The organism is Ruegeria sp. BHSC029 (assembly GCF_059613085.1).
In genome coordinates, this window is sequence record NZ_JBXWRU010000002.1 from 246,047 (window position 1) to 264,894 (window position 18,848).

The window sequence follows — 18,848 nt, forward strand, 5'->3', positions numbered from 1 at the left end:
CAAGGTGGGGTCGGGTTCAGTAGTATCCGACCTCGCTGCCGGGCTGCGCCGCAACCTTCAACAGCTTGAACACGTAATCCGCCACCGATCGGAAGCACACCACGCGAAAGGATTCCGCGTCGTCCATCCAGAACGCCCCCGCAACCTGCGCCAGGCGCGTGCGCCGGATCTGGCCGGGCTGGAACGCATCGGACGAGAAATCGACGGGCGCAACCTTGCCCAGCACCTCACGCGCGGTCGATCCCGAGACCCGGAACACCGCCCGCGCGTCCGAGACATTGACCGCCAAGGCATGCACACCGCTCAGCGCGTCCTGCATGGCGGCCAGTTTGGCCTCGACCTCGGCGTAGGGAACAAGCACCAGCAACTCGTCCGGCGACATCCAGCAGACGCCGTTTTCGCCATCGACGAAAGCCTCGCGCTGGCCGGGCATCTTCTGGCCGGTGGCATCCTTGACCGCCTTGGTCACCAGCTTGTCGGACAGATCGCCGCGCAGGGTGATCATCCCCTGCAGGCCGCATTCCTCGATCCGGGCGATGCCGTCAAAGCTTGCGTGGTTCAGTGCGCTGATGGGTTCAGACATTCTGCTTCTCCCCGTCCTTGTCGTAGAACACCGGGTCCACGATCTTGGCCTTGTAGATTTTGTCGTCGGTGCCCGGGAATTCGATCACCTCTCCCATGCGGTTCGGCCCGTTCTTGACCAGCCCCATGGCGATGCCCCGGCCCAAATTGGCTGAGTAATAGGTCGAGGTCACACGCCCGATCACGTTGCGCTGACCGTTGGCGTTCACGCCCTCGCCCACCGCGTAGGCACCGTCGGGCAGAACCGATCCATCCACAGTCTCCAGACCCACCAGTTTCCAGCGGTCCGGGTCGGTCATGTGAGAGCGTTCCTGCGCCCGCTTGCCCAGGAAATCCTCTTTCTTCTTCGAGATCGCCCAGTGCAGCCCCAGATCCTGCGGGATCACGGTGCCGTCGGTCTCGTCGCCGATCATGATGAAGCCCTTCTCGGCCCGCAGAATGTGCAGACATTCCGTGCCATAAGGCATCACGCCGAACTCTTTCCCGGCCTCCATCAGGGCATCCCAGAAGGCCTGCCCCTGGCTGGCGGGAACCGCGATTTCATAGGACAGCTCGCCCGAGAACGAGATGCGGTAGGCCCGGCAGTCGAAGCCGCCGATCTGGCCGTCGCGCCATTCCATGAAGGGCAGCGCCTCGCGGCTGACATCCATGCCGCCCAGCTTCTCCAGCACCTTGCGGGCGTTTGGGCCCACCACGGCGACCTGGGCGTATTGCTCGGTCACGTTGGCGACATAGACCTTCCAGTCCCACCACTCGGTCTGCAGCCACTCCTCCATATGGGCATGGATGCGTTCGGCTCCGCCGGTGGTGGTGTGGCACAGCCAGGTGTCCTCGTCGATGCGGGCCACGACGCCGTCGTCGATCAGGAAGCCGTTTTCCGAGCACATCAGGCCATAGCGGCATTTGCCGACCTTCAGCGTGGACATCATGTTGGTGTACATCATGTCCAGAAACTTGCCCGCGTCCGGGCCCTTGACGATCAGCTTGCCCAGGGTCGAGGCATCCAACAGCCCGAGGTTTTCACGGGTGTTCTTGACCTCGCGGTTCACCGCGTCATGCACGGATTCCCCGGCTCGGACATAGGCGTAAGGGCGACGCCAGTGGCCCACCGGCTCCCAATCGGCACCATTCCGGTCATGCCAGTCATGCATGGGCGTGCGGCGGATCGGCTGGAACACCTCGCCGCGCGCCTCGCCCGCAATGGCTCCCATCGAGATGGGCGTATAAGGCGGGCGGAAAGTGGTGGTGCCGACCTTGGGAATCTCCGACTCCAGCGCATCAGCAAGGATCGCCAGACCGTTGATATTGCTCAGCTTACCTTGATCCGTCGCCATGCCCAGCGTGGTATAACGCTTGGTGTGCTCGACGCTTTCATAGCCTTCGCGCGCGGCCAATTGCACATCCGAGACCTTCACGTCGTTCTGGAAGTCCAGCCACGACTTCATGCGCAGCTGCACCTCGGCCTTGGCGGGCATCAGCCAAACGGCCTGCATGGGCGCTTCGGTCTCGGCCTCGCCCTGCGGTGCCTTGGTGTTCTTCGGCTTGAAGCCGGCTGCCTTGGCCGCGGCCTTACCCGCGGCGTGGGCATCGGCCAGCACCTCGCCCAGCGCCAGCGGCCCGCTTGCCGAGCCTGCGGCCACAACAAAGCCTGCGCCATCCGCGCCCAGCGGCGGACGGTCGGGGTCGGGGCGGAAATGGGCGTTGGCTTCGTCCCAGATCAGCTTGCCACCGCAATGGGACCACATGTGCACCACCGGAGACCAGCCGCCCGACATGGCGACCGCATCACATTCGACCTCTTCCCGAGCGCCGCCGATGCCTTCCTGGTTGCAGATCGCGACCTTCTTGACCCGCTTGCCGCCCTTGACCTTGGCGATGGCCTTGCCGGGATCGACCCGGATACCGAGGCTGCGCGCCTCGTCCGCCAGCGGCCCGGCCGAGGGACGGGCATCGACGACGCGCAACACATCCACGCCAGCCTGTTTCAGGATGATCGCGGTGCGGTAGGCGTCGTCATTGTTGGTGGCGACGATCACGCGCTCGCCCGGGGTCACGCCCCAGTTGACCACATAGTCGCGCATGGCCGAGGCCAACATCACCCCCGGCACGTCATTGCCGGCAAAGGACAGCGGGCGCTCGATCGCACCGGTCGCCGTAACGACCTGTTTGGCGCGTATGCGCCAAAGGCGGTGGCGCGGGCCCTGGGTGCCCGGTTTGTGGTCGTTCAGACGCTCGTATCCCAGCACGTAACCGTGATCATAGACCCCAGCCCCCATGCAGCGCGACCGCATGGTGACGTTGCCCATTGTTTCGAGTTCGGAAACCAATTGTTCCACGAACTTATCCACAGGCTCGTCGTTGACGGTGCCGCCGTCGACAGGCGCGCGCCCCCCCCAATAGGCGGTCTGCTCGATCAGCATGACCTTGGCGCCCAATTGCGCGGCGGCTTTGGCCGCCTGCAGGCCCGCAACACCGCCGCCGATCACCAATACGTCGGTGAAGGCATAGAAGTGTTCATAGGTATCCGCGTCGCGGCTGTCCTTATCGGGCGCCTTGCCCAGACCGGCGGACTGGCGGATGAACGGCTCGTACACATGTTTCCAGAACGGCTTGGGGTGGATGAACGTCTTGTAGTAGAACCCCGCCGGCAGGAACCGCGCCAGAGCCGTGTTCACCGCGCCGATGTCATATTCCAGGCTGGGCCAGTGGTTCTGCGAGATCGCGGTCAGGCCGTTGAACAGCTCGGTCGTAGTGGCGCGCTGGTTCGGCTCGAACCGGTTGCCCTGCCCCAAACCGACCAGCGCGTTGGGCTCCTCGGCGCCGCTGGCCACGACGCCGCGCGGACGGTGGTATTTGAATGACCGGCCGACCATCATCTGATCGTTGGCCAGCAGGGCCGAGGCCAGCGTGTCGCCCTGATAGCCTTGCATCGCGGTACCGTTGAATGAAAACGTGACCGGTTTCGATCTGTCGATCAGGCGACCTTGATTTGCGAGACGGGTGCTCATGTTGCGGACCTTTCGCAGGTGGAGGCACCAAGACCTCCGGCGGATGTGTTCTTGAAAAGACGAAGCATCAGGAGAACTCTCTCCACGTCCAACCCGGCCGTTTGGCCGAAATCGCATCGCGGATCTCCTGCGGCGGCTCGGTGACCTGGGCCGAATAGGTGCCGAACACCTCGAGCGTCGCCGTGCAGCGCGCGGCATGGAACCACTTGCCACAGCCGTTGCTGTGGCGCCAGCGTTCAAAATGCACGCCCTTGGGGTTTTCGCGCATGAACAGATAGTCATGGAAATCGTCGTCCGACGCCCCGGGACCGAAGCGTTTCAGATGCGCTTCGCCACCGGCGGTCAGTTCGGTCTCTTCGGCGTCGACGCCGCAATAGGGGCACTTCAGGATCAGCATGTGGCTACTCCTTGCTTGAATTCTTTCGACCACACGCCCAAGTCGAGGGTATGGATATTTTGACCATAATTCTGACCGTTGCCGGCACGCTTGCCGTCTTTGGGCTGATCGCGTTTTTCATTTTCCGGTCTGAGGAAAAGAAGGCCATCAAGCCAAAATCTGACAGCCCGAAGAGTTCTGAAACCATTCACGGAGCACATTGGGGCGACTGACATCAGTGCGCGACCCCGGCGGCGACGCTTTCGTCGATGAAGCGGCCCTCTTTGAACCGGTCCAGCGAGAACGCCTCGGTCAGCGGGGAATGTCCGGTGGCCATCAGCTGCGCCATGCCCCAGCCCGAACCCGGGATGGCCTTGAACCCGCCGGTGCCCCAACCGCAATTGATGAAGCAACCACCCAGCGGCGTCTTGGACAGGATGGGCGAGCGGTCGCCGGTCATGTCCACGATGCCACCCCACTGGCGCAGCATCTTGAGGCGCGAGATCATCGGGAAGGTCTCGACCAGGGCGCGGACGGTTTCTTCGATATGATGGAACGAACCGCGCTGGGTGAAGTTGTTGAACCCGTCAGTGCCGCCGCCGATCACCATTTCGCCCTTGTCGGATTGCGACATGTAGCCGTGCACGGTGTTGGCCATCACCACCACGTCCATGCAGGGTTTGATCGGCTCGGACACCAGCGCCTGCAGGGCCAGCGCCTCGACCGGCAGGCGGAAGCCCGCCATCTCGGCCAGCTGGCCCGAATGGCCCGCGACCACGATGCCCAGCTTGTCACATTCGATGGCGCCCTTGGTCGTCTCGACCCCTGTGACGCGACCGTTTTCAGACCGGACGCCCGTAACCTCACACTGCTGGATGATGTCCATACCCATATTCGAACAGGCACGCGCATAACCCCAGGCCACCGCATCGTGGCGTGCGGTACCTCCGCGCTCTTGCCACAGCGCGCCAAGGACCGGATAGCGCGGGCCGTCGATGTTGATGATCGGGACCAGCTGCTTTACGCGCTCGGGCTCGATCCATTCGGTCTTGACCCCCTGCAGGGCGTTGGCATGCGCCGTACGCTGATAGCCGCGCACCTCGTGCTGGGTTTGCGCCAGCATCATCACGCCGCGCGGGCTGAACATCACGTTGTAGTTCAGATCCTGGCTCAGATCCTCGTACAAGCTGCGCGATTTTTCGTAGATCGCCGCCGACGGGTCCTGGAGATAGTTCGAGCGGATGATGGTCGTGTTCCGCCCGGTATTGCCGCCGCCCAGCCAGCCCTTTTCGATCACTGCGACGTTCTGGATACCGTAGTTCTTGCCCAGATAATACGCCGTCGCCAAACCGTGCCCGCCGGCACCGACGATGATCACGTCATACCGTTTCTTGGGTTCTGGCGAACGCCAGGCGCGCTCCCATCCGGTGTGATAGCGCAGCGCCTCTCGCGCTACGGCAAAGGCTGAATAGTGTTTCATGAGCGAATCCGTCCGGTTCGTGATTGGCCGAAGATATGCCGTGCGGCGACAGATTACCCCTGCCGTACAGCGCCGCAATATCGCACTATTGCGACATGTAGGCCATTCGCGGCCATTTGTCCCTTTTTTCTGGGCGCGCGCAGGTCTAAGTGAGGGCAACAATTCCGGAGAGATCATGACATTCTGGGTTCTGCTTCTGCTCTTTGCGCTGTCGATCACCGCATTCCTGGCCTTTGGCCTGACCCGAACCCGCCGGCGACAGGAACATCCAGCGGCCTACGATCTGCGGGTTTACAAGGAACAGCTGGCCAGCGTTGATCGCGATCTGGCCCGCGGAGTGATCGCCAAAGCCGACGCCGAGCGAGTTCGAACCGAGATTTCGCGCCGTATCCTGGCCGCCGACGCGCAAATCAGTACCGGTGACGCGACGACCGGGCCGTCGACCACTGTTCGGTTGGCCGCCATCGGGTTCGTTGCCCTGGTTCTGATCGGCGGAGCGTTTGCTTTGTACCACCAACTGGGCGCTGCCGGATACCCTGATCAGCCGCTTTCAGCGCGCATGGAGATGGCCGCCGAACTGCGTGAGAACAGACCCGGCCAGGAAGAGGCCGAGCAGATGGCCCCGCCCGTCGAAGCGCCTCAGCTTGAAGACAGCTATGCCAACCTTCTGAACCAGCTGCGCACGACCGTGGCCGACCGACCGGACGATCTTCAGGGGCACATTCTGTTGGCGCAACACGAAACCAACACGGGCAATTTTCAGGCCGGTTATGCAGCCCAACACCGTGCAATCGAGTTGATGGGGGATGAGGCCCCGGCGGACGCCTATTCGAACCTGGCAGAAATGCTGATCCTAGCGGCGGGGGGCTATGTCTCGCCCGAAGCCGAAGCGGCCTTGCGTCAGGCACTGGAACGCGACCCGCAATCGGGACCGGCCCGCTATTACTGGGGACAGATGCTGCTGCAGATCGGACGGCCGGACCAGGCCTATCGCGTCTGGATGGACACGCTGCGCACGGCGCCACCGGGGGCGCCTTGGGCCAACGCCATTCGCGCCCAGATCGACGAACTTGCCTGGCGCGCCGGCGTCTTCAACGCGCCCGAAATGGCGGCTGCACCAGCAGGTCCGGGCCCCAGCCAGTCGGATATGGAAGCCGCGGCGGAAATGACGCCCGAGGAGCGCCAAGAGATGATCCGTGGCATGGTTGACGGATTGTCGGACCGGCTGGCGTCCGAAGGTGGTTCTCCGCAGGAATGGGCCCGACTGATCTCGGCGTTGGGGGTGCTGGGAGAAACCGAGCAGGCCGCCGCGATCCGGGATGAAGCCGCGACCAAGTTTGCCGAAGACCCTGCCGCGCTTGAACTGATCAACTCGGCCGCACAACAAGCTGGTCTGTCGCAATGATCCACGATGTGTTCGAGGATTTCGCAGCCGCACTGCCCCCGATGCAGGCGCTGATGGGTCTGGACCTCGGCGAAAAGACGATCGGCGTGGCTGTTTCCGACCGCATGCGCGGCGTCGCCAGCCCACTTGAGACCGTGCGCCGCAAGAAATTCAAGCTGGACTCTGCCCGTCTTCTGGAAATCGCTGCCGACCGCGAGATCGGAGGGATCGTTCTTGGCCTGCCCATGAATATGGACGGATCCGAGGGTCCAAGGTGCCAATCAACCCGCGCGTTTGCCCGCAACCTGTCCCAACTGACCGACATCCCGATCGGATTCTGGGACGAGCGTCTGAGCACAGTTGCGGCAGAAAAGGCACTTTTGGAGGCGGATACGACACGAAAACGTCGCGGACAGGTTATCGACCACGTCGCGGCGGGTTATATCCTGCAAGGAGCGCTGGACAGGCTGCGCTTTCTTTAACGAGCCCGGAGACCGGCGATGACGAACATGATTTGGAAAAGGAACGAGGTCGAAAGCCCCTGTGTCCAGATCTGCGTCGTGCATCCGACCGAGCGTATCTGCACCGGCTGCTATCGCACCATCGACGAAATCACGCGCTGGTCGAAAATGGACAGTTCGGAACGCGCCGAAATCATGAATGACCTGCCTGCCCGCAAGCCTCGCTTGGCCAAGAGACGGGGTGGTCGCGCGGCCCGTCTGGACAAATCCTGACAATCAAAGGGCTTTGTCGGTCTTCCGACCGTCTTCTTCATCTTTCGCAGAGTCTGCGCATGTCTTCACACCGGACCGTTGCCCGGCCTTCAATTCACTGCGGAACAAACGGGTGATTTCCGACTTGCTGGTCTGCGACCGCCGAAGACTGGCTTCCTGAAAATCAACTTCGACAGCCGCGCTGGTCATGGATTTTCTTTTCAAAAACTTGATCAGCCGCATACGAGCCTTCCCGAATAAATCTGCGTCGCTGCGGGCCGGTCGAGAGCTCGGGAAAAGGGGGGTCGAGCCGTATGACTATGCGTGAGTGAGTGGCGGCCCGCAGCGACGATTTGCGCATACCGGAGTCAGGCTCTTGAGAAAGGGGGAAAACCTGCCGTCGCGCTTCAATTTTTTTACCAATTAGACAAATCAGCCGGAGAGACTCAACAGTTACAATGCCTTCGCGCCTCGCGGTTGGGCGAAAAGGACGTAACGTAACAAGTTGGACCGGCCCGCGACAGCGTCATGTGTCAATCCAGGATTTGCCCCGGACGCGCAGCGCGGCCCAATCATTCGGGCCGCGCGCCATCGTCATCCGGCAGCCAGCCACGCCTTGGCGTTTTCAATCTCTTCGGACGGGAAAAACTGGGTCCGTGTACCCAGAATGTGACCACCCACGCGCTGCGCGATGTTCTGCCATGCCTTGTCGCCGACGATGGCTGCCCGATCCAGCATTCCCACGTGACCGCGGGCCAGACGGAAATGCGCGGCCAGAGCGGTCAGCCCTTGCCAGCCATCGAATTCCCTCAGATCGATCAGCAACCGGAACGCATCCCTGTCACCCAGGATGGAATCCAAATCGGCTTCGGCCTTTTCGTATTCCTCGGGGTCCAGCTTACCCATAAGGCTGACCTGCACGCATGGCCCGCCCAAATCCACAATGTGGATCGCACCCAGGGATTCACGGATCCAGCGGCGCGCTTCTTCCAGCTCGGCCAGCTCGAATACCTGCACCGGACAGGGCATCAGCGGCGCAGCCAGGCGCACGCTGGTCTGGACCCATCCCTTGTCTGCGACGACCGCGGCGCGATCGAAGCCGCGCCAATGGCTTAGGCCCAGCTTGGTATCTTCCCAAGCAGCGCCCAGATCATAGCCTTTGAACTCGGGGCCGACGATAACCAGGAGGCGGACGGCGTCATGTTCCGCCAGCGCAGCCTCGATTGCGGGAACCAGAGTGCTTGTGTAATCGGCGCTTGTAACTTCGCCGGACAATTCGATTTCGATCAATGCACCGTCGGAATTCTTGTGGACCGTAATCATTTTGAGCCTCCAAAGCCAAAGAATGGCAGAAGGTTACGGGGATTCGATCCATTCGGCCACACCGCCCGGCAGCTCGGGCCGGAAATAGGCAATCATCCGTCCGTCCGGCCCCGCCGTTGCCCCCGCCCCCCAAGGCGCGACCCCATGCAGACAATGGCGATGCAACACGTAGGTTTCGCCGGGCGAGGCCGACACTTCGATACGCGGGCAGGTTTCGAACACTTCGCGACGAGCAGCCTGATAGGCCTCGGTGATATCGGTCTGCGCCCACTGAGCGCGAGGAACACCGGCCAACGCAGCCCGGAATGCCGCGCCCATGATCCTGTGGCTGCCATCCCAAACGACCAGAGGCGCGGCATCTGCGCTCGCCTGTGTCAGTGGGATACCCAGGACCCATGCGTGAGGTTCGTCGATCTTGCGCCGACGGTCCGGGCCGCCGGGTTTCAGGCCATCCACATGCGCCGCGTCGCGCTTGGCCCGGTATCGGGCCGCCGCCTCGTTCTCGCCCCTGCGCGGGCGCGGATAGCCGGGATAGACGACCGAGACCTGCCCCTTGTGCAATTCGATCGATCCATAGTGTTCATCCAGAAACGCGACAGCCTGCCCGCTCAACGGGGCTGAGGCCCCGACACGCCCTGCCCCGTCATTGGGCAGAGCATCGACGCCGATGAACCAGGTGCCTTCGCAATCCAACCACTGCCGGTGGGCTGGGTCACTGGCGGCCTGCTGCGCCAGTGGTAGGGCGTGGGCCACCCAGTCTGCTATGGGCTGGTCGTAGGGGAATACTTCCCACCCCCGTGACCAAAAAGGCCTTACCACCCCACTGCCTTGCGCAGCATATTCAGCGCCACCAACGTGAGGAACACGGCAAACACGCGTTTGAGCGGCTTGGGGTCCATCGCATGGGCCAGTTTCACCCCCCAGGGCGCGGTGATCATCGTCATCGCAACAACCACACCAAAGGCCACAAGATTGACGGCGCCGATGGTCAGCGGCGGACGGTGTTCAGCTGCGATCGGCAGAAACAGAAAGCCCAGTACCGAGGGTACGGCGATGATCACGCCAAAACCCGCGGCCGTCGCAACGGCCCGATGGATCGGTGTGTTGTAGAGGCTCATCAGGGGCACCCCAAAGCTGCCGCCGCCAATTCCCATCAGCACCGACAGAAACCCGACCAAAGGCGAAATCACCAACCGCTTCAGCCCGCCGGGCATGGCATCACCCAATCGCCATTCGGACTTGCCAAGTCCCAGATAGGCGCCAATCACCATTCCAAGGATACCGAACAGCGCCTGCAACGCTTCCGTGCGCAGGGCCGAGGCGACCAGTACGCCAACAATCGCACCGACAGCGATACCCGGACCCCAACCGCGTAGAATATCCCAATCGACAGCGCCTTTCTTGTTGTGACTCAGCACCGAACGAACCGAAGTCACGATGATCGTGGCAAGTGACGTCGCAAGACACAGCTGCATCAGCTGCGGGCCACCATATCCTAGCGTTTGAAACGCGTAGAAGAAGGCCGGCACCAGAACGATCCCGCCACCTACTCCCAGAAGGCCAGCCAAAACACCGGCGAGCGCGCCGATCACAAGCAAAAGGCCCAGCATCTGGGCCAGCAACATCGTATCGGGCATCCGTCCCCCTTGGTCCCCGGCCCGTGGGCCGTCTTAAATTACTTGCGCCGCCTCGGCATCCGGTGCCACGCGGGACAGCGCGCCCAGAACCACGTCGGGTCCGGCATGGTCTTTGACCGCGCCTTCGGACAAAGCACGCCTCCAACCACGAGCGCCCGGGCGTCCTGTGAACAATCCCAGCATATGTCGGGTGATCTGGTGCAACCGCCCCCCGCCGGCAAGATGCCGATCGATATAGGGCAGCATTTTCATCACGACTTCAACCGGATCCGCCTTTTGCCCCGACCCGTAGATCAGCAGGTCGGCATCGGCCAGAATATCGGTCGGCTGATGATAAGCAGCCCGGCCGATCATCACTCCGTCCAGTCCGGCGTCCAGATGCACCTGGGCTTCGGCCAGTGTCGTGATGCCTCCGTTGATCGAGATGTGGAGATCCGGAAAATCAGCCTTCATCCGGTGAACCAGGTCGTAGTCCAGCGGCGGTATGTCCCTGTTTTCTTTGGGGCTAAGCCCCTGAAGCCAAGCCTTGCGGGCGTGGATCGTCACGCGCCGACAGCCGGCAGCGCGAATCCGATCCAGAAAGTCGGGCAATACGTCCTCGGGGTTTTGGTCATCCACGCCGATCCGACATTTGACCGTGACATCGACATCAACAACTTCCCGCATGGAGGCCACGCAATCGGCGACCCGGCCCGCCTCTTTCATCAAGACGGCTCCAAACGTTCCTGATTGAACCCGATCCGACGGGCAGCCGCAGTTCAGGTTGATCTCGTCATATCCGGCCTCAGCCCCCAATGCGGCCGCCTGAGCCAGCTCCTGCGGGTCAGATCCGCCCAATTGCAGAGCGACGGAATGTTCCTCGGGGCTATGGTCCAGAAGATGCAGCGCTCCACCCCGTACCAGAGCAGGGGCCGTCACCATTTCCGTGTACAAAAGCGTTTCAGCACTGAGCAAACGGTGCAGATACCGACAGTGCCGATCGGTCCAATCCATCATCGGCGCAACCGACAAGCGCGCAGCGCGAGTGACTTCGCTGCGATCAGCATGTGCCCGAGATTGAAACCCAGCCATCAGTGCACGTTCCTTTTTGTGGCCCAGACAAAAGTGCGGCGCCCGGCCAAGCCGGGTCCGCGCTAGGCGTCTACCACTGTTTGACGCCGGATTTCCACCGTCGGATTGCTAGGCCCGGACGTCCGTTGGAGATTGCTCCGAACGCTCGGCAAAACTGCCGCGCGTCCGGTTGGCGAAAGCCACCAGCGACAGCATCACCGGCACCTCGACCAGAACGCCCACCACCGTGGCCAGAGCCGCCCCCGAATTCAGGCCGAACAGGCTGATGGCGACGGCCACCGCCAGTTCAAAGAAGTTCGATGTGCCGATCAGTGCGCAGGGCGCCGCAATCCGGTGCGGCACGCGCAGGGCAAAAGCCGCCGCATAAGCCACCGCAAAGATCCCGTAGGACTGGATCAGGATCGGCACGGCGATCAGCGCTATAACCATCGGGCGGTCCAGGATCACCTGCCCCTGCAGGCCGAACAGGATGACGACGGTCGCGATCAGGCCAACAACGCCCCATGGTTTGATCCGGTCGCGGAACGCCTCGATCCGCTCGGCCGAGCCCAGCCGGTTGCGCGTCCAGACACCTGCCGCCAGGGGCAGCGCCACGAACAGGACAACCGACAGGACCAGCGTATGCCACGGAACCGAAATGTCGGTCACACCCAGCAGGAAGGCCACGATCGGAGCGAACGCAAAGACCATGACGATGTCATTCACCGACACCTGCAGCAGGGTATAGTTCTCGTCCCCCTTGGTCAGATGCGACCAGACGAACACCATTGCCGTGCAGGGCGCCGCACCCAGCAGGATCAGCCCCGCGATATATTGCTGGGCATCGGCGGGCGCGATCAGGTCGGCGAAGACGTATTCGAAGAACAGCACGCCCAGCGCCGCCATGGTGAAGGGCTTGATCAGCCAGTTGACCACCAGCGTGATCGCCAGCCCCTTGGGCTGTTTTACCACGTCGCGCAGGCTGCTTGGGTCCACCCCCACCATCATCGGATAGACCATGGCCCAGATCAGCACCGCCACCACCAGGTTGACATTGGCCACCTCGGCCGCCGCGATGGCCTGGACCAAACCCGGCGCGAATGAGCCGATGGCGATCCCGGCGGCCATTGCCAGCGCGATCCACAGGGACAGATACCGTTCAAATACGCTCATGCAGAGATCTCCGAAGTTGTGTGGGGCTGCAAGCGCCCCGCAGCCAAGGCGGAAAGCGCGACCATGGCGGCCGCCGTCCCGAGCATCAAGGGCAACCCGCCCCATTGATAAGTCAGGCCGGACAGCAGCGTACCCAACAGCCGCCCGCCCGCATTGGCCATGTAGTAGAAACCCACATCCATCGTCACCCGCTCGGCCCGGGTGAAGGCCAGGATCAGATAGGAATGCAGCGAGGAATTCACCGCAAAGACCGCGCCAAAGGCCAGCAGGCCACCCACCAGCGTCAGCGTCAGCCACGGCGCGGGCCCAGAGGACATCAGCGCAGCCACCGTCAGGACGGCCGGCACGCAGGCCAGCCCCCAGGCCCAGCTGCGCGCCGCTGCGACCAGATCGGCCTCATCCCGCGCCCCTGCCCGCAGCAGACGCGGGGCGGCAGCCTGAACAATGCCGTACAGAATGATCCACAAGGCCATGAACCCGCCGATCAGAAAAAAGGCCGAGCGGTTGCCGACTTCGCTGCCATCCGACAGCACGGCGTAGAAATAGATCGGGATGCCGACGACGAACCAGACGTCGCGCGCCCCGAACAGGAAGACCCGCGCCGCGGACAGCCAGTTCACATTGGCCGATTTCGAAAAGACCTCGGAAAATTTAGCGCCCTTGCGGCCCTTGGGCAGCCCCGGCGGCATCGCCAGCAGCACCGCCACCAGGATCAGGAACAAGACCCCCGCCATGCCCAGCACGGCGCCGGCAAAGCCGAACCCGGCCAACAAGGCCGCCCCCAGCAGGAAGCCCAACCCCTTCACCGCATTCTTCGACCCGGTCAGCACCGCGACCCAGCGGAACAGTCCGTTGCCCTCGGTGGGGGCCAACAGCTTGACCGCCGATTTCGACGACATCTTGGTCAGGTCCTTGGCCACCCCGCTGGCGCCCTGAACGACCATCACGAAGGCGACCGACACACCGATGGTCCAGCCCGGATCCAATTGCGCCAGCGCCAGCAAGGCCAGCACCTGTATCGTCAGCCCCGCGTACAGGGTCGCGGTCAGACCGAACCGCGCGGCGATCCACCCGGCGGCCAGGTTGGTGGCCATCCCGGCGATCTCGTACAGCACGAACAGATAGGCCAGCTGAACCGGTGAAAAGCCCAGCGTGTGAAAATGCAGCAGCACCAGCATCCGCAGGGCGCCATCGGTCAGCATGAAGGCCCAATAGGCAGCCGTGACGGCCATATAGGCCGACAGCCCGTCGGGACGTTGGGAAGCGCTGGTCAAAGCGATGCCCCGACCATCATCGCGACATCCACCAGCCGATGCGCATAGCCCATCTCGTTGTCGTACCAGGCATAGACCTTTACCTGCGTTCCGTTCACCACCATGGTTGACGGTGCATCCACGATGCTGGACCGGGTGTCATTGGTATAGTCGGTCGAGACCAGAGGACGCTCCTCATAGCCCAGAATGCCGGCCAGAGGTCCCTCGGCCGCTGCCTTGAACAGGGCATTCACCTCTTCGGCGGTGGTTTCGCGTTCAACCTCGAACACGCAATCGGTCAGCGAGGCATTCAGCAGCGGCACCCGCACCGCATGCCCGTTCAGCCGCCCCTTCAGTTCGGGATAGATCAGGGTGATCGCCGTGGCGCTGCCGGTGGTCGTGGGGATCAGCGAGTTCAACGCCGAGCGCGCACGGCGCAGGTCCTTGGCCGGGCGATCCACGATCGTTTGCGTGTTGGTCACGTCATGAATCGTGGTGATCGAGCCGTGCCGGATGCCCAGGCTCTCGTGGATGACCTTGACCACCGGGGCCAGGCAGTTCGTGGTGCAGCTGGCCGCGGTCACGATGCGGTGGCGCGCCGGGTCATAAGTGCCTTCGTTCACGCCAAAGACGATATTGGCCGCATCAACATCCATTACCGGAGCCGAGACCACCACCTTCTTCACACCGGCGTCAAAGTAAGGGGCCAGCTTTGCCTCGGTCTTGAAGACCCCGGTGCAGTCGATGACGACGTCGACGCCCTCAAGCGGCAGATCCGACAGGTTGCGGGTTCCGATGAAGGGCAACCGAACGCCGTCGATGGTGACCGAGTTTTCGTCATGACTGAAGTCGGCGGCCCAGCGGCCATGCACGGTGTCGAACTCCAGAAGATGCGCGTGCATCGCGGGGTCCCCCACCGCATCATTGATCCAGGCGATCTGCGCGCCTTTCTCAAGCAGGGGTTTCAAGGCCAGCTTGCCGATGCGGCCAAGGCCGTTGAGAGCATAAACGGTCATGCGGTTTCTCCGGTATGGGTCTGGCCGATGTCATCCACGGCCTTCTGAAGGGACATACGGTCTAGGGTTTCGAACGGCAGCGACGAAAAGGTCAGGATCCGGTTGCGCAACGCGCCGTAGGCCTGCTGGAAGGCAAGGCGTTTTTGGGCCTCTGTTCCCTCGGCCTTCACCGGATCGGGCATACCCCAATGCGCGCTGACCGGCTGCCCGGGCCAGGCGGGGCAGTCTTCGTTCGCAGCCTGATTGCATACGGTGAACACGAAATCGAACTTCGGCGCGCCCGGGGCCTGGAACTCTCTTACATTCTTGGCGCGCAGGTCCGAGATGTCGTGCCCATTCTGCCGCAGCACCTCAAGCGCCGCTGGGTTCAACTGGGACCGCGGACGTGTACCGGCAGAAAACACGTTGAACCGGTCGCCGCCAAGCTGCTTCAACAGGGCCTCGGCGAAAATCGAACGCGCGGAATTCCCGGTGCATATGAACAATACGTTGTAGGTACGCGGGGCCTTGGCCGCATGCGCGTCAACGCCGTTGAGTGGACTGGGCGCGCAGAGTTCCGGACGCCCACGGCAGCAATCCAGCAGAAGGTAATCGAACGTCTGCCGCACGGCGTCCATATCCACCGAGTAGCGCAAGGACGTCCCGACCCTTTCCTGCGTCACAAGGCCGGCCTGCATCAGCGCGTTTACGTAGTTGGACAGCGTATTCGGCTTGAGGTCCAACGCCATGGCAATCTCGGTCGCGGGTATGCGATCGGGATACCGGCGCATCAACAGCCGGAAAACGGCCAACCGAGCCGGATGACCCAAGGTGGACAGGCGGTCGGGAATCACTTTTTCCATAATTCATGGATATTCGAATTACAGACGAAATCAAGTGCCCGTTTTTGGCGCGTTTAAACCGCAGGCAAGATTTTACGATTGGCCACAAAGATGCCCCTCGCCCAAAACGGAACGACGGGTGAATTGATATTGAAGAAAATGGTGCGGCCGAGAAGACTCGAACTTCCACGGGTGTTACCCCACAGCGACCTCAACGCTGCGCGTCTACCAATTCCGCCACGGCCGCACTGCCTGTGACTTGGTAGGCGGCGTATAGACGCTTGGCAAAAGGATGTGAAGAGGCAAAAGCAACCGCATTGGAATTCCCGGCCTGCAACCATATCTGTGGGGTCATGAAACCCGATGCCACATCGCAGCAGGAGCATCCGATGACCACACCCGATCCCCGCCCCGTCATCCAAGTCGACATCGTATCCGATGTCGTATGCCCGTGGTGCATCGTCGGGTTTCGCCAGCTTGATCTGGCGCTGGAGCAGGAGAACGTGCTGGCGCAGCTCCGGTGGCACCCGTTCGAGTTGAACCCCGCAATGGGGCCAGATGGCCAGAACCTGCGAGAGCACATCATGGAGAAGTACGGCTCGACCGCCGAGCAGAGCCAGCAAGCCCGAGACCGGCTGACCGCGCTAGGTGCGGATTTGGGTTTCACGTTCAATTTCAATGACGACAGCCGCATAGTGAACACCTTCGCTGCACATCAACTTCTGGACTGGGCCGAAACGCAAGGCAGGCAACACCCTCTGAAGCTGGCCTTGTTCAAGGCCTATTTCACAGATCAGCGGGATGTTTCGAAAGTTGAGGTATTGCTGGATGCCGCTCAGACCGCCGGCCTCGACCCAGACGCCGCCCGCGCGGCATTGGAATCGGGCGCGCATGCAGGCCAGGTAAGGCAAAAGCAACAATTCTGGACCAGCCGAGGCATCACCGGAGTTCCGGCAATGGTTTTTGGCGGCAAGTACCTGCTGGCGGGTGCGCAGGGCACCGAGACCTACGCTCAGGTCCTGCAGCGATGCCGGGCCGAGGCCGCCTAACCTCTTTCGCTTGGACAGCAGGACGGCTATGAGGCGCGCATGGAATGGAAGATCACCGACGGACTGACCGACTATGACACCGCCGTCGCCTTCATGGAGGCGCGGGTGGCCGAGATTGCGGCCGGAACCGCGGACGAGTGCATCTGGTTCTTGGAGCATCCGCCGCTCTATACGGCCGGAACATCAGCCAAACCCCAAGACCTGACCGACCCGGATCGATTCCCGGTCTATGCCAGCAAGCGCGGGGGCGAATACACCTATCACGGACCTGGCCAGCGGGTCGTCTATGTCATGCTGGATGTTGGAAAGCGCGGCCATGATGTCCGCCGCTTTGTCAAACAGCTGGAAACCTGGGTGATCTCGGCACTGGCCGAGTTCAACGTCCACGGAGAAATCCGCGAAGGCCGTGTCGGTGTGTGGGTGCCGCGCAAGGACAAGCCGCTGACCGTCAGTGGCGAACCGGCCGAGGACAAGATCGCTGCGATCGGCATCCGCTTGCGGAAATGGATCAGCTTCCACGGCATCTCGATAAACGTGGAACCGGACCTGGAGCATTTTTCGGGCATCGTTCCCTGCGGCATCCGGGAGTTCGGCGTGACTTCGTTGGTGGATCTGGGATTGCCGGTGACAATGGCCGATGTCGATGTGGCTCTGCGCAAAACCTTTACTGAGGCTTTCGGCCCCGAGGCGGCCTGACCCCCTCGCATCGACCATGGTCTCGAATCGCAGAATCTGACCCCGCGGAACGACAATCCTCGATGCAGGGTTCTTCTGTTTCTCAATACGGTCGCAAATTTCCGAAGATTGCCGCGAATTGCCTTAAAATTTAGGGAATCTCCTTCTTCCTTCCACACAACAGCCGCAGTTTGAGGTATCATGAACATACCGTTCAAGAGTGAGTGGTATGTTAACCGGTGATCGCGGCCAGCCCGCGAAAATCGATCAAGTGTTTGGTTACGAGTCTGCCGTTCCGACCCCATATCGGAACGGCAATTCTCGTTTTTGGGGCCTCAGTTTTCGCCTGATTGGTCCGCGGCATGGCCGAACCGCATGGTCTGTGGGCAGGCCCGACCGGCCATTTCCACCTCAAGCGTCAGGTGGCCGATCCCAAAACTGTCGCGCATTGCTTGTTTCACCAGACCGCGCACCTCTTCAGCCTGCGACCAGGCGCAGTCTTCGACCACCAGATGCGCGGTAAGAGCCGCCTGGTTTTCCTGCACGCTCCACAAGTGGACATGGTGAACCTCGCGCACGCCGTCCGTTGCCTCAATGGCCGAGGCGACCTCCTCGGGGTCCAGATCGGGCGGCGCGCCAAGCATGAGAACACGGATCGTTCCTCCGATTTCGCTTTGGACATGCCAAAGGATGTACAGCGAAATCAGAATGGTGACGGCCGGGTCGACCCAGGTCCAGTTGAACAGGATCACAGCCACCCCGGCCACGATCACTGCAACCGATCCCAGCGCATCAGCAACGTTGTGCAAAAAAGCCGCGCGGATATTCATGCTGGTTTTGGCCATGCTATAGGTCAAAAGCGCGGTGATCAGATCCACCACCAACGCCAGCATGGCTATCCAGACCACAAGCCAGCCGTCAATCGGCTCGGGCTGAAAGAACCGGGCCACCCCTTCGTACATCAGGTACGCGGCGATGACGATCAGTGCGGTATAGTTGACCAGCGCCGCGACCACTTCGGCCCGACCGTATCCGAAGCTCATGCGCGGGTCGGCTGGGCGTCGCGCGATCTTGCGGGCAAAGAACGCGATGATCAGTGCAATCGCGTCGGAAAAATTGTGCAGCGCGTCAGCGATGAGCGCCAGCGACCCCGAAAAGATTCCGCCGACCACCTGTGCCAGCGTCAGAAACATGTTGACCGCGATGGCCCATGCCACCCGCGCGTCTCCGGCATCGGCGTCGATTTGGGCGTGGTGTTTGTGTCCGGCGTGGGAATGATCATGCGCCATGATGTCGTGTCCTTGTCTG

General features: G+C 62.1%; 20 protein-coding genes and 1 tRNA gene. 6 read left to right on the forward strand and 15 right to left on the reverse strand.

Translation table 11 applies throughout. The features are described 5' to 3' along the window. Positions 1-16: 16 nt before the first annotated feature. From AC2FML_RS04850 to AC2FML_RS04860, 3 genes are all read right to left on the reverse strand, one after another. Positions 17-583, reverse strand: coding sequence for a sarcosine oxidase subunit gamma (locus AC2FML_RS04850; RefSeq protein WP_170595462.1), 567 nt, complete (start codon positions 581-583; stop codon positions 17-19). After that, a complete protein-coding gene (locus AC2FML_RS04855; RefSeq protein WP_496782220.1) occupies positions 576-3,590 on the reverse strand; it encodes a sarcosine oxidase subunit alpha family protein in 3,015 nt (1,004 codons plus the stop codon). Before AC2FML_RS04855 ends, AC2FML_RS04850 begins: the two co-directional genes overlap by 8 nt. A gap of 67 nt (positions 3,591-3,657) precedes the next feature. After that, positions 3,658-3,987 (reverse strand): sarcosine oxidase subunit delta, encoded by a 330-nt coding sequence (locus AC2FML_RS04860; RefSeq protein ID WP_170418161.1) that lies wholly within the window; start codon positions 3,985-3,987, stop codon positions 3,658-3,660. A gap of 50 nt (positions 3,988-4,037) precedes the next feature. Here AC2FML_RS04860 and AC2FML_RS04865 point away from each other — a divergent pair, with 50 nt between their 5' ends. Then, complete coding sequence (locus tag AC2FML_RS04865) at positions 4,038-4,199, forward strand: hypothetical protein (protein WP_170358663.1); 162 nt, start codon at positions 4,038-4,040, stop codon at positions 4,197-4,199. A 2-nt stretch (positions 4,200-4,201) separates the two neighbouring features. Here the strand turns inward: AC2FML_RS04865 and AC2FML_RS04870 are convergent, their stop codons facing one another. Then, a complete protein-coding gene (locus AC2FML_RS04870) occupies positions 4,202-5,446 on the reverse strand; it encodes a sarcosine oxidase subunit beta family protein (protein WP_170446577.1) in 1,245 nt (414 codons plus the stop codon). Between the two features lie 175 nt (positions 5,447-5,621). On the opposite strand from AC2FML_RS04870, the gene ccmI reads away from it, so the two are divergent. From ccmI to AC2FML_RS04885, 3 genes are read left to right on the forward strand one after another with little or no spacing between them, the layout of a single operon-like run. Beyond that, a complete protein-coding gene (ccmI, locus tag AC2FML_RS04875) occupies positions 5,622-6,851 on the forward strand; it encodes a c-type cytochrome biogenesis protein CcmI (protein WP_496782222.1) in 1,230 nt (409 codons plus the stop codon). Beyond that, complete coding sequence (gene ruvX / locus AC2FML_RS04880; RefSeq protein ID WP_170449523.1) at positions 6,848-7,312, forward strand: Holliday junction resolvase RuvX; 465 nt, start codon at positions 6,848-6,850, stop codon at positions 7,310-7,312. Before ccmI ends, ruvX begins: the two co-directional genes overlap by 4 nt. An 18-nt stretch (positions 7,313-7,330) precedes the next feature. Then, positions 7,331-7,564, forward strand: a complete 234-nt coding sequence (locus AC2FML_RS04885; protein ID WP_170337967.1) for a DUF1289 domain-containing protein — start codon at positions 7,331-7,333, stop codon at positions 7,562-7,564. 3 nt (positions 7,565-7,567) lie between these two features. Here the strand turns inward: AC2FML_RS04885 and AC2FML_RS04890 are convergent, their stop codons facing one another. The 10 genes from AC2FML_RS04890 to AC2FML_RS04935 all read right to left on the reverse strand — a co-directional run bounded on the left by AC2FML_RS04890 (position 7,568) and on the right by AC2FML_RS04935 (position 16,063). Next, positions 7,568-7,786 (reverse strand): hypothetical protein, encoded by a 219-nt coding sequence (locus tag AC2FML_RS04890; RefSeq protein WP_170358657.1) that lies wholly within the window; start codon positions 7,784-7,786, stop codon positions 7,568-7,570. 351 nt (positions 7,787-8,137) lie between these two features. After that, positions 8,138-8,866: a SpoIIAA family protein gene (locus tag AC2FML_RS04895; protein WP_170358655.1), complete on the reverse strand. Its 729-nt coding sequence runs from the start codon at positions 8,864-8,866 to the stop codon at positions 8,138-8,140. A gap of 33 nt (positions 8,867-8,899) precedes the next feature. Further along, complete coding sequence (locus AC2FML_RS04900) at positions 8,900-9,619, reverse strand: hypothetical protein (protein ID WP_480635554.1); 720 nt, start codon at positions 9,617-9,619, stop codon at positions 8,900-8,902. Positions 9,620-9,678: 59 nt separating this feature from the next. Beyond that, a complete protein-coding gene (locus AC2FML_RS04905; RefSeq protein WP_170337959.1) occupies positions 9,679-10,503 on the reverse strand; it encodes a sulfite exporter TauE/SafE family protein in 825 nt (274 codons plus the stop codon). Between the two features lie 33 nt (positions 10,504-10,536). Continuing rightward, positions 10,537-11,574: a tRNA dihydrouridine(20/20a) synthase DusA gene (gene dusA / locus AC2FML_RS04910; RefSeq protein WP_496782225.1), complete on the reverse strand. Its 1,038-nt coding sequence runs from the start codon at positions 11,572-11,574 to the stop codon at positions 10,537-10,539. 108 nt (positions 11,575-11,682) lie between these two features. Next, complete coding sequence (arsB, locus tag AC2FML_RS04915) at positions 11,683-12,726, reverse strand: ACR3 family arsenite efflux transporter (protein ID WP_496782226.1); 1,044 nt, start codon at positions 12,724-12,726, stop codon at positions 11,683-11,685. After that, positions 12,723-13,958 (reverse strand): organoarsenical effux MFS transporter ArsJ, encoded by a 1,236-nt coding sequence (gene arsJ, locus AC2FML_RS04920; protein ID WP_496782540.1) that lies wholly within the window; start codon positions 13,956-13,958, stop codon positions 12,723-12,725. Before arsJ ends, arsB begins: the two co-directional genes overlap by 4 nt. 38 nt (positions 13,959-13,996) lie before the next feature. After that, on the reverse strand, positions 13,997-14,995 hold the full coding sequence (locus AC2FML_RS04925; RefSeq protein WP_496782227.1) for an ArsJ-associated glyceraldehyde-3-phosphate dehydrogenase: 999 nt from the start codon (positions 14,993-14,995) through the stop codon (positions 13,997-13,999). Then, positions 14,992-15,837: an arsenate reductase/protein-tyrosine-phosphatase family protein gene (locus AC2FML_RS04930; RefSeq protein WP_170358622.1), complete on the reverse strand. Its 846-nt coding sequence runs from the start codon at positions 15,835-15,837 to the stop codon at positions 14,992-14,994. The genes AC2FML_RS04925 and AC2FML_RS04930 overlap by 4 nt, the downstream gene beginning before the upstream one ends. Positions 15,838-15,976: 139 nt before the next feature. Continuing rightward, a tRNA-Leu gene (locus tag AC2FML_RS04935) sits at positions 15,977-16,063 on the reverse strand. A 142-nt stretch (positions 16,064-16,205) separates the two neighbouring features. Between AC2FML_RS04935 and AC2FML_RS04940 the strand changes: the two genes are divergently transcribed. After that, entirely contained in the window at positions 16,206-16,865 is a 660-nt protein-coding gene (locus AC2FML_RS04940; protein ID WP_496782228.1) for a DsbA family oxidoreductase, read from the forward strand. 39 nt (positions 16,866-16,904) lie between these two features. Further along, positions 16,905-17,561, forward strand: coding sequence for a lipoyl(octanoyl) transferase LipB (lipB, locus tag AC2FML_RS04945; protein WP_093962478.1), 657 nt, complete (start codon positions 16,905-16,907; stop codon positions 17,559-17,561). A gap of 314 nt (positions 17,562-17,875) precedes the next feature. Here the strand turns inward: lipB and AC2FML_RS04950 are convergent, their stop codons facing one another. Further along, positions 17,876-18,829, reverse strand: coding sequence for a cation diffusion facilitator family transporter (locus AC2FML_RS04950; protein ID WP_496782230.1), 954 nt, complete (start codon positions 18,827-18,829; stop codon positions 17,876-17,878). Between the last annotated feature and the right edge of the window lie 19 nt (positions 18,830-18,848).

Coding starts and splice junctions, on each gene's coding strand:
- dusA (WP_496782225.1), bottom strand. CDS start 11,574: ATGGCTGGGTTTCAATCTCGGGCACATGCTGATCGCAGCGAAGTCACT.
- AC2FML_RS04890 (WP_170358657.1), bottom strand. CDS start 7,786: ATGCGGCTGATCAAGTTTTTGAAAAGAAAATCCATGACCAGCGCGGCT.
- AC2FML_RS04850 (WP_170595462.1), bottom strand. CDS start 583: ATGTCTGAACCCATCAGCGCACTGAACCACGCAAGCTTTGACGGCATC.
- AC2FML_RS04950 (WP_496782230.1), bottom strand. CDS start 18,829: ATGGCGCATGATCATTCCCACGCCGGACACAAACACCACGCCCAAATC.
- AC2FML_RS04860 (WP_170418161.1), bottom strand. CDS start 3,987: ATGCTGATCCTGAAGTGCCCCTATTGCGGCGTCGACGCCGAAGAGACC.
- AC2FML_RS04855 (WP_496782220.1), bottom strand. CDS start 3,590: ATGAGCACCCGTCTCGCAAATCAAGGTCGCCTGATCGACAGATCGAAA.
- arsB (WP_496782226.1), bottom strand. CDS start 12,726: ATGAGCGTATTTGAACGGTATCTGTCCCTGTGGATCGCGCTGGCAATG.
- lipB (WP_093962478.1), top strand. CDS start 16,905: ATGGAATGGAAGATCACCGACGGACTGACCGACTATGACACCGCCGTC.
- AC2FML_RS04940 (WP_496782228.1), top strand. CDS start 16,206: ATGACCACACCCGATCCCCGCCCCGTCATCCAAGTCGACATCGTATCC.
- AC2FML_RS04895 (WP_170358655.1), bottom strand. CDS start 8,866: ATGATTACGGTCCACAAGAATTCCGACGGTGCATTGATCGAAATCGAA.
- AC2FML_RS04905 (WP_170337959.1), bottom strand. CDS start 10,503: ATGCCCGATACGATGTTGCTGGCCCAGATGCTGGGCCTTTTGCTTGTG.
- AC2FML_RS04865 (WP_170358663.1), top strand. CDS start 4,038: ATGGATATTTTGACCATAATTCTGACCGTTGCCGGCACGCTTGCCGTC.
- AC2FML_RS04870 (WP_170446577.1), bottom strand. CDS start 5,446: ATGAAACACTATTCAGCCTTTGCCGTAGCGCGAGAGGCGCTGCGCTAT.
- ruvX (WP_170449523.1), top strand. CDS start 6,848: ATGATCCACGATGTGTTCGAGGATTTCGCAGCCGCACTGCCCCCGATG.
- arsJ (WP_496782540.1), bottom strand. CDS start 13,958: ATGGCCGTCACGGCTGCCTATTGGGCCTTCATGCTGACCGATGGCGCC.
- ccmI (WP_496782222.1), top strand. CDS start 5,622: ATGACATTCTGGGTTCTGCTTCTGCTCTTTGCGCTGTCGATCACCGCA.
- AC2FML_RS04925 (WP_496782227.1), bottom strand. CDS start 14,995: ATGACCGTTTATGCTCTCAACGGCCTTGGCCGCATCGGCAAGCTGGCC.
- AC2FML_RS04930 (WP_170358622.1), bottom strand. CDS start 15,837: ATGGAAAAAGTGATTCCCGACCGCCTGTCCACCTTGGGTCATCCGGCT.
- AC2FML_RS04885 (WP_170337967.1), top strand. CDS start 7,331: ATGACGAACATGATTTGGAAAAGGAACGAGGTCGAAAGCCCCTGTGTC.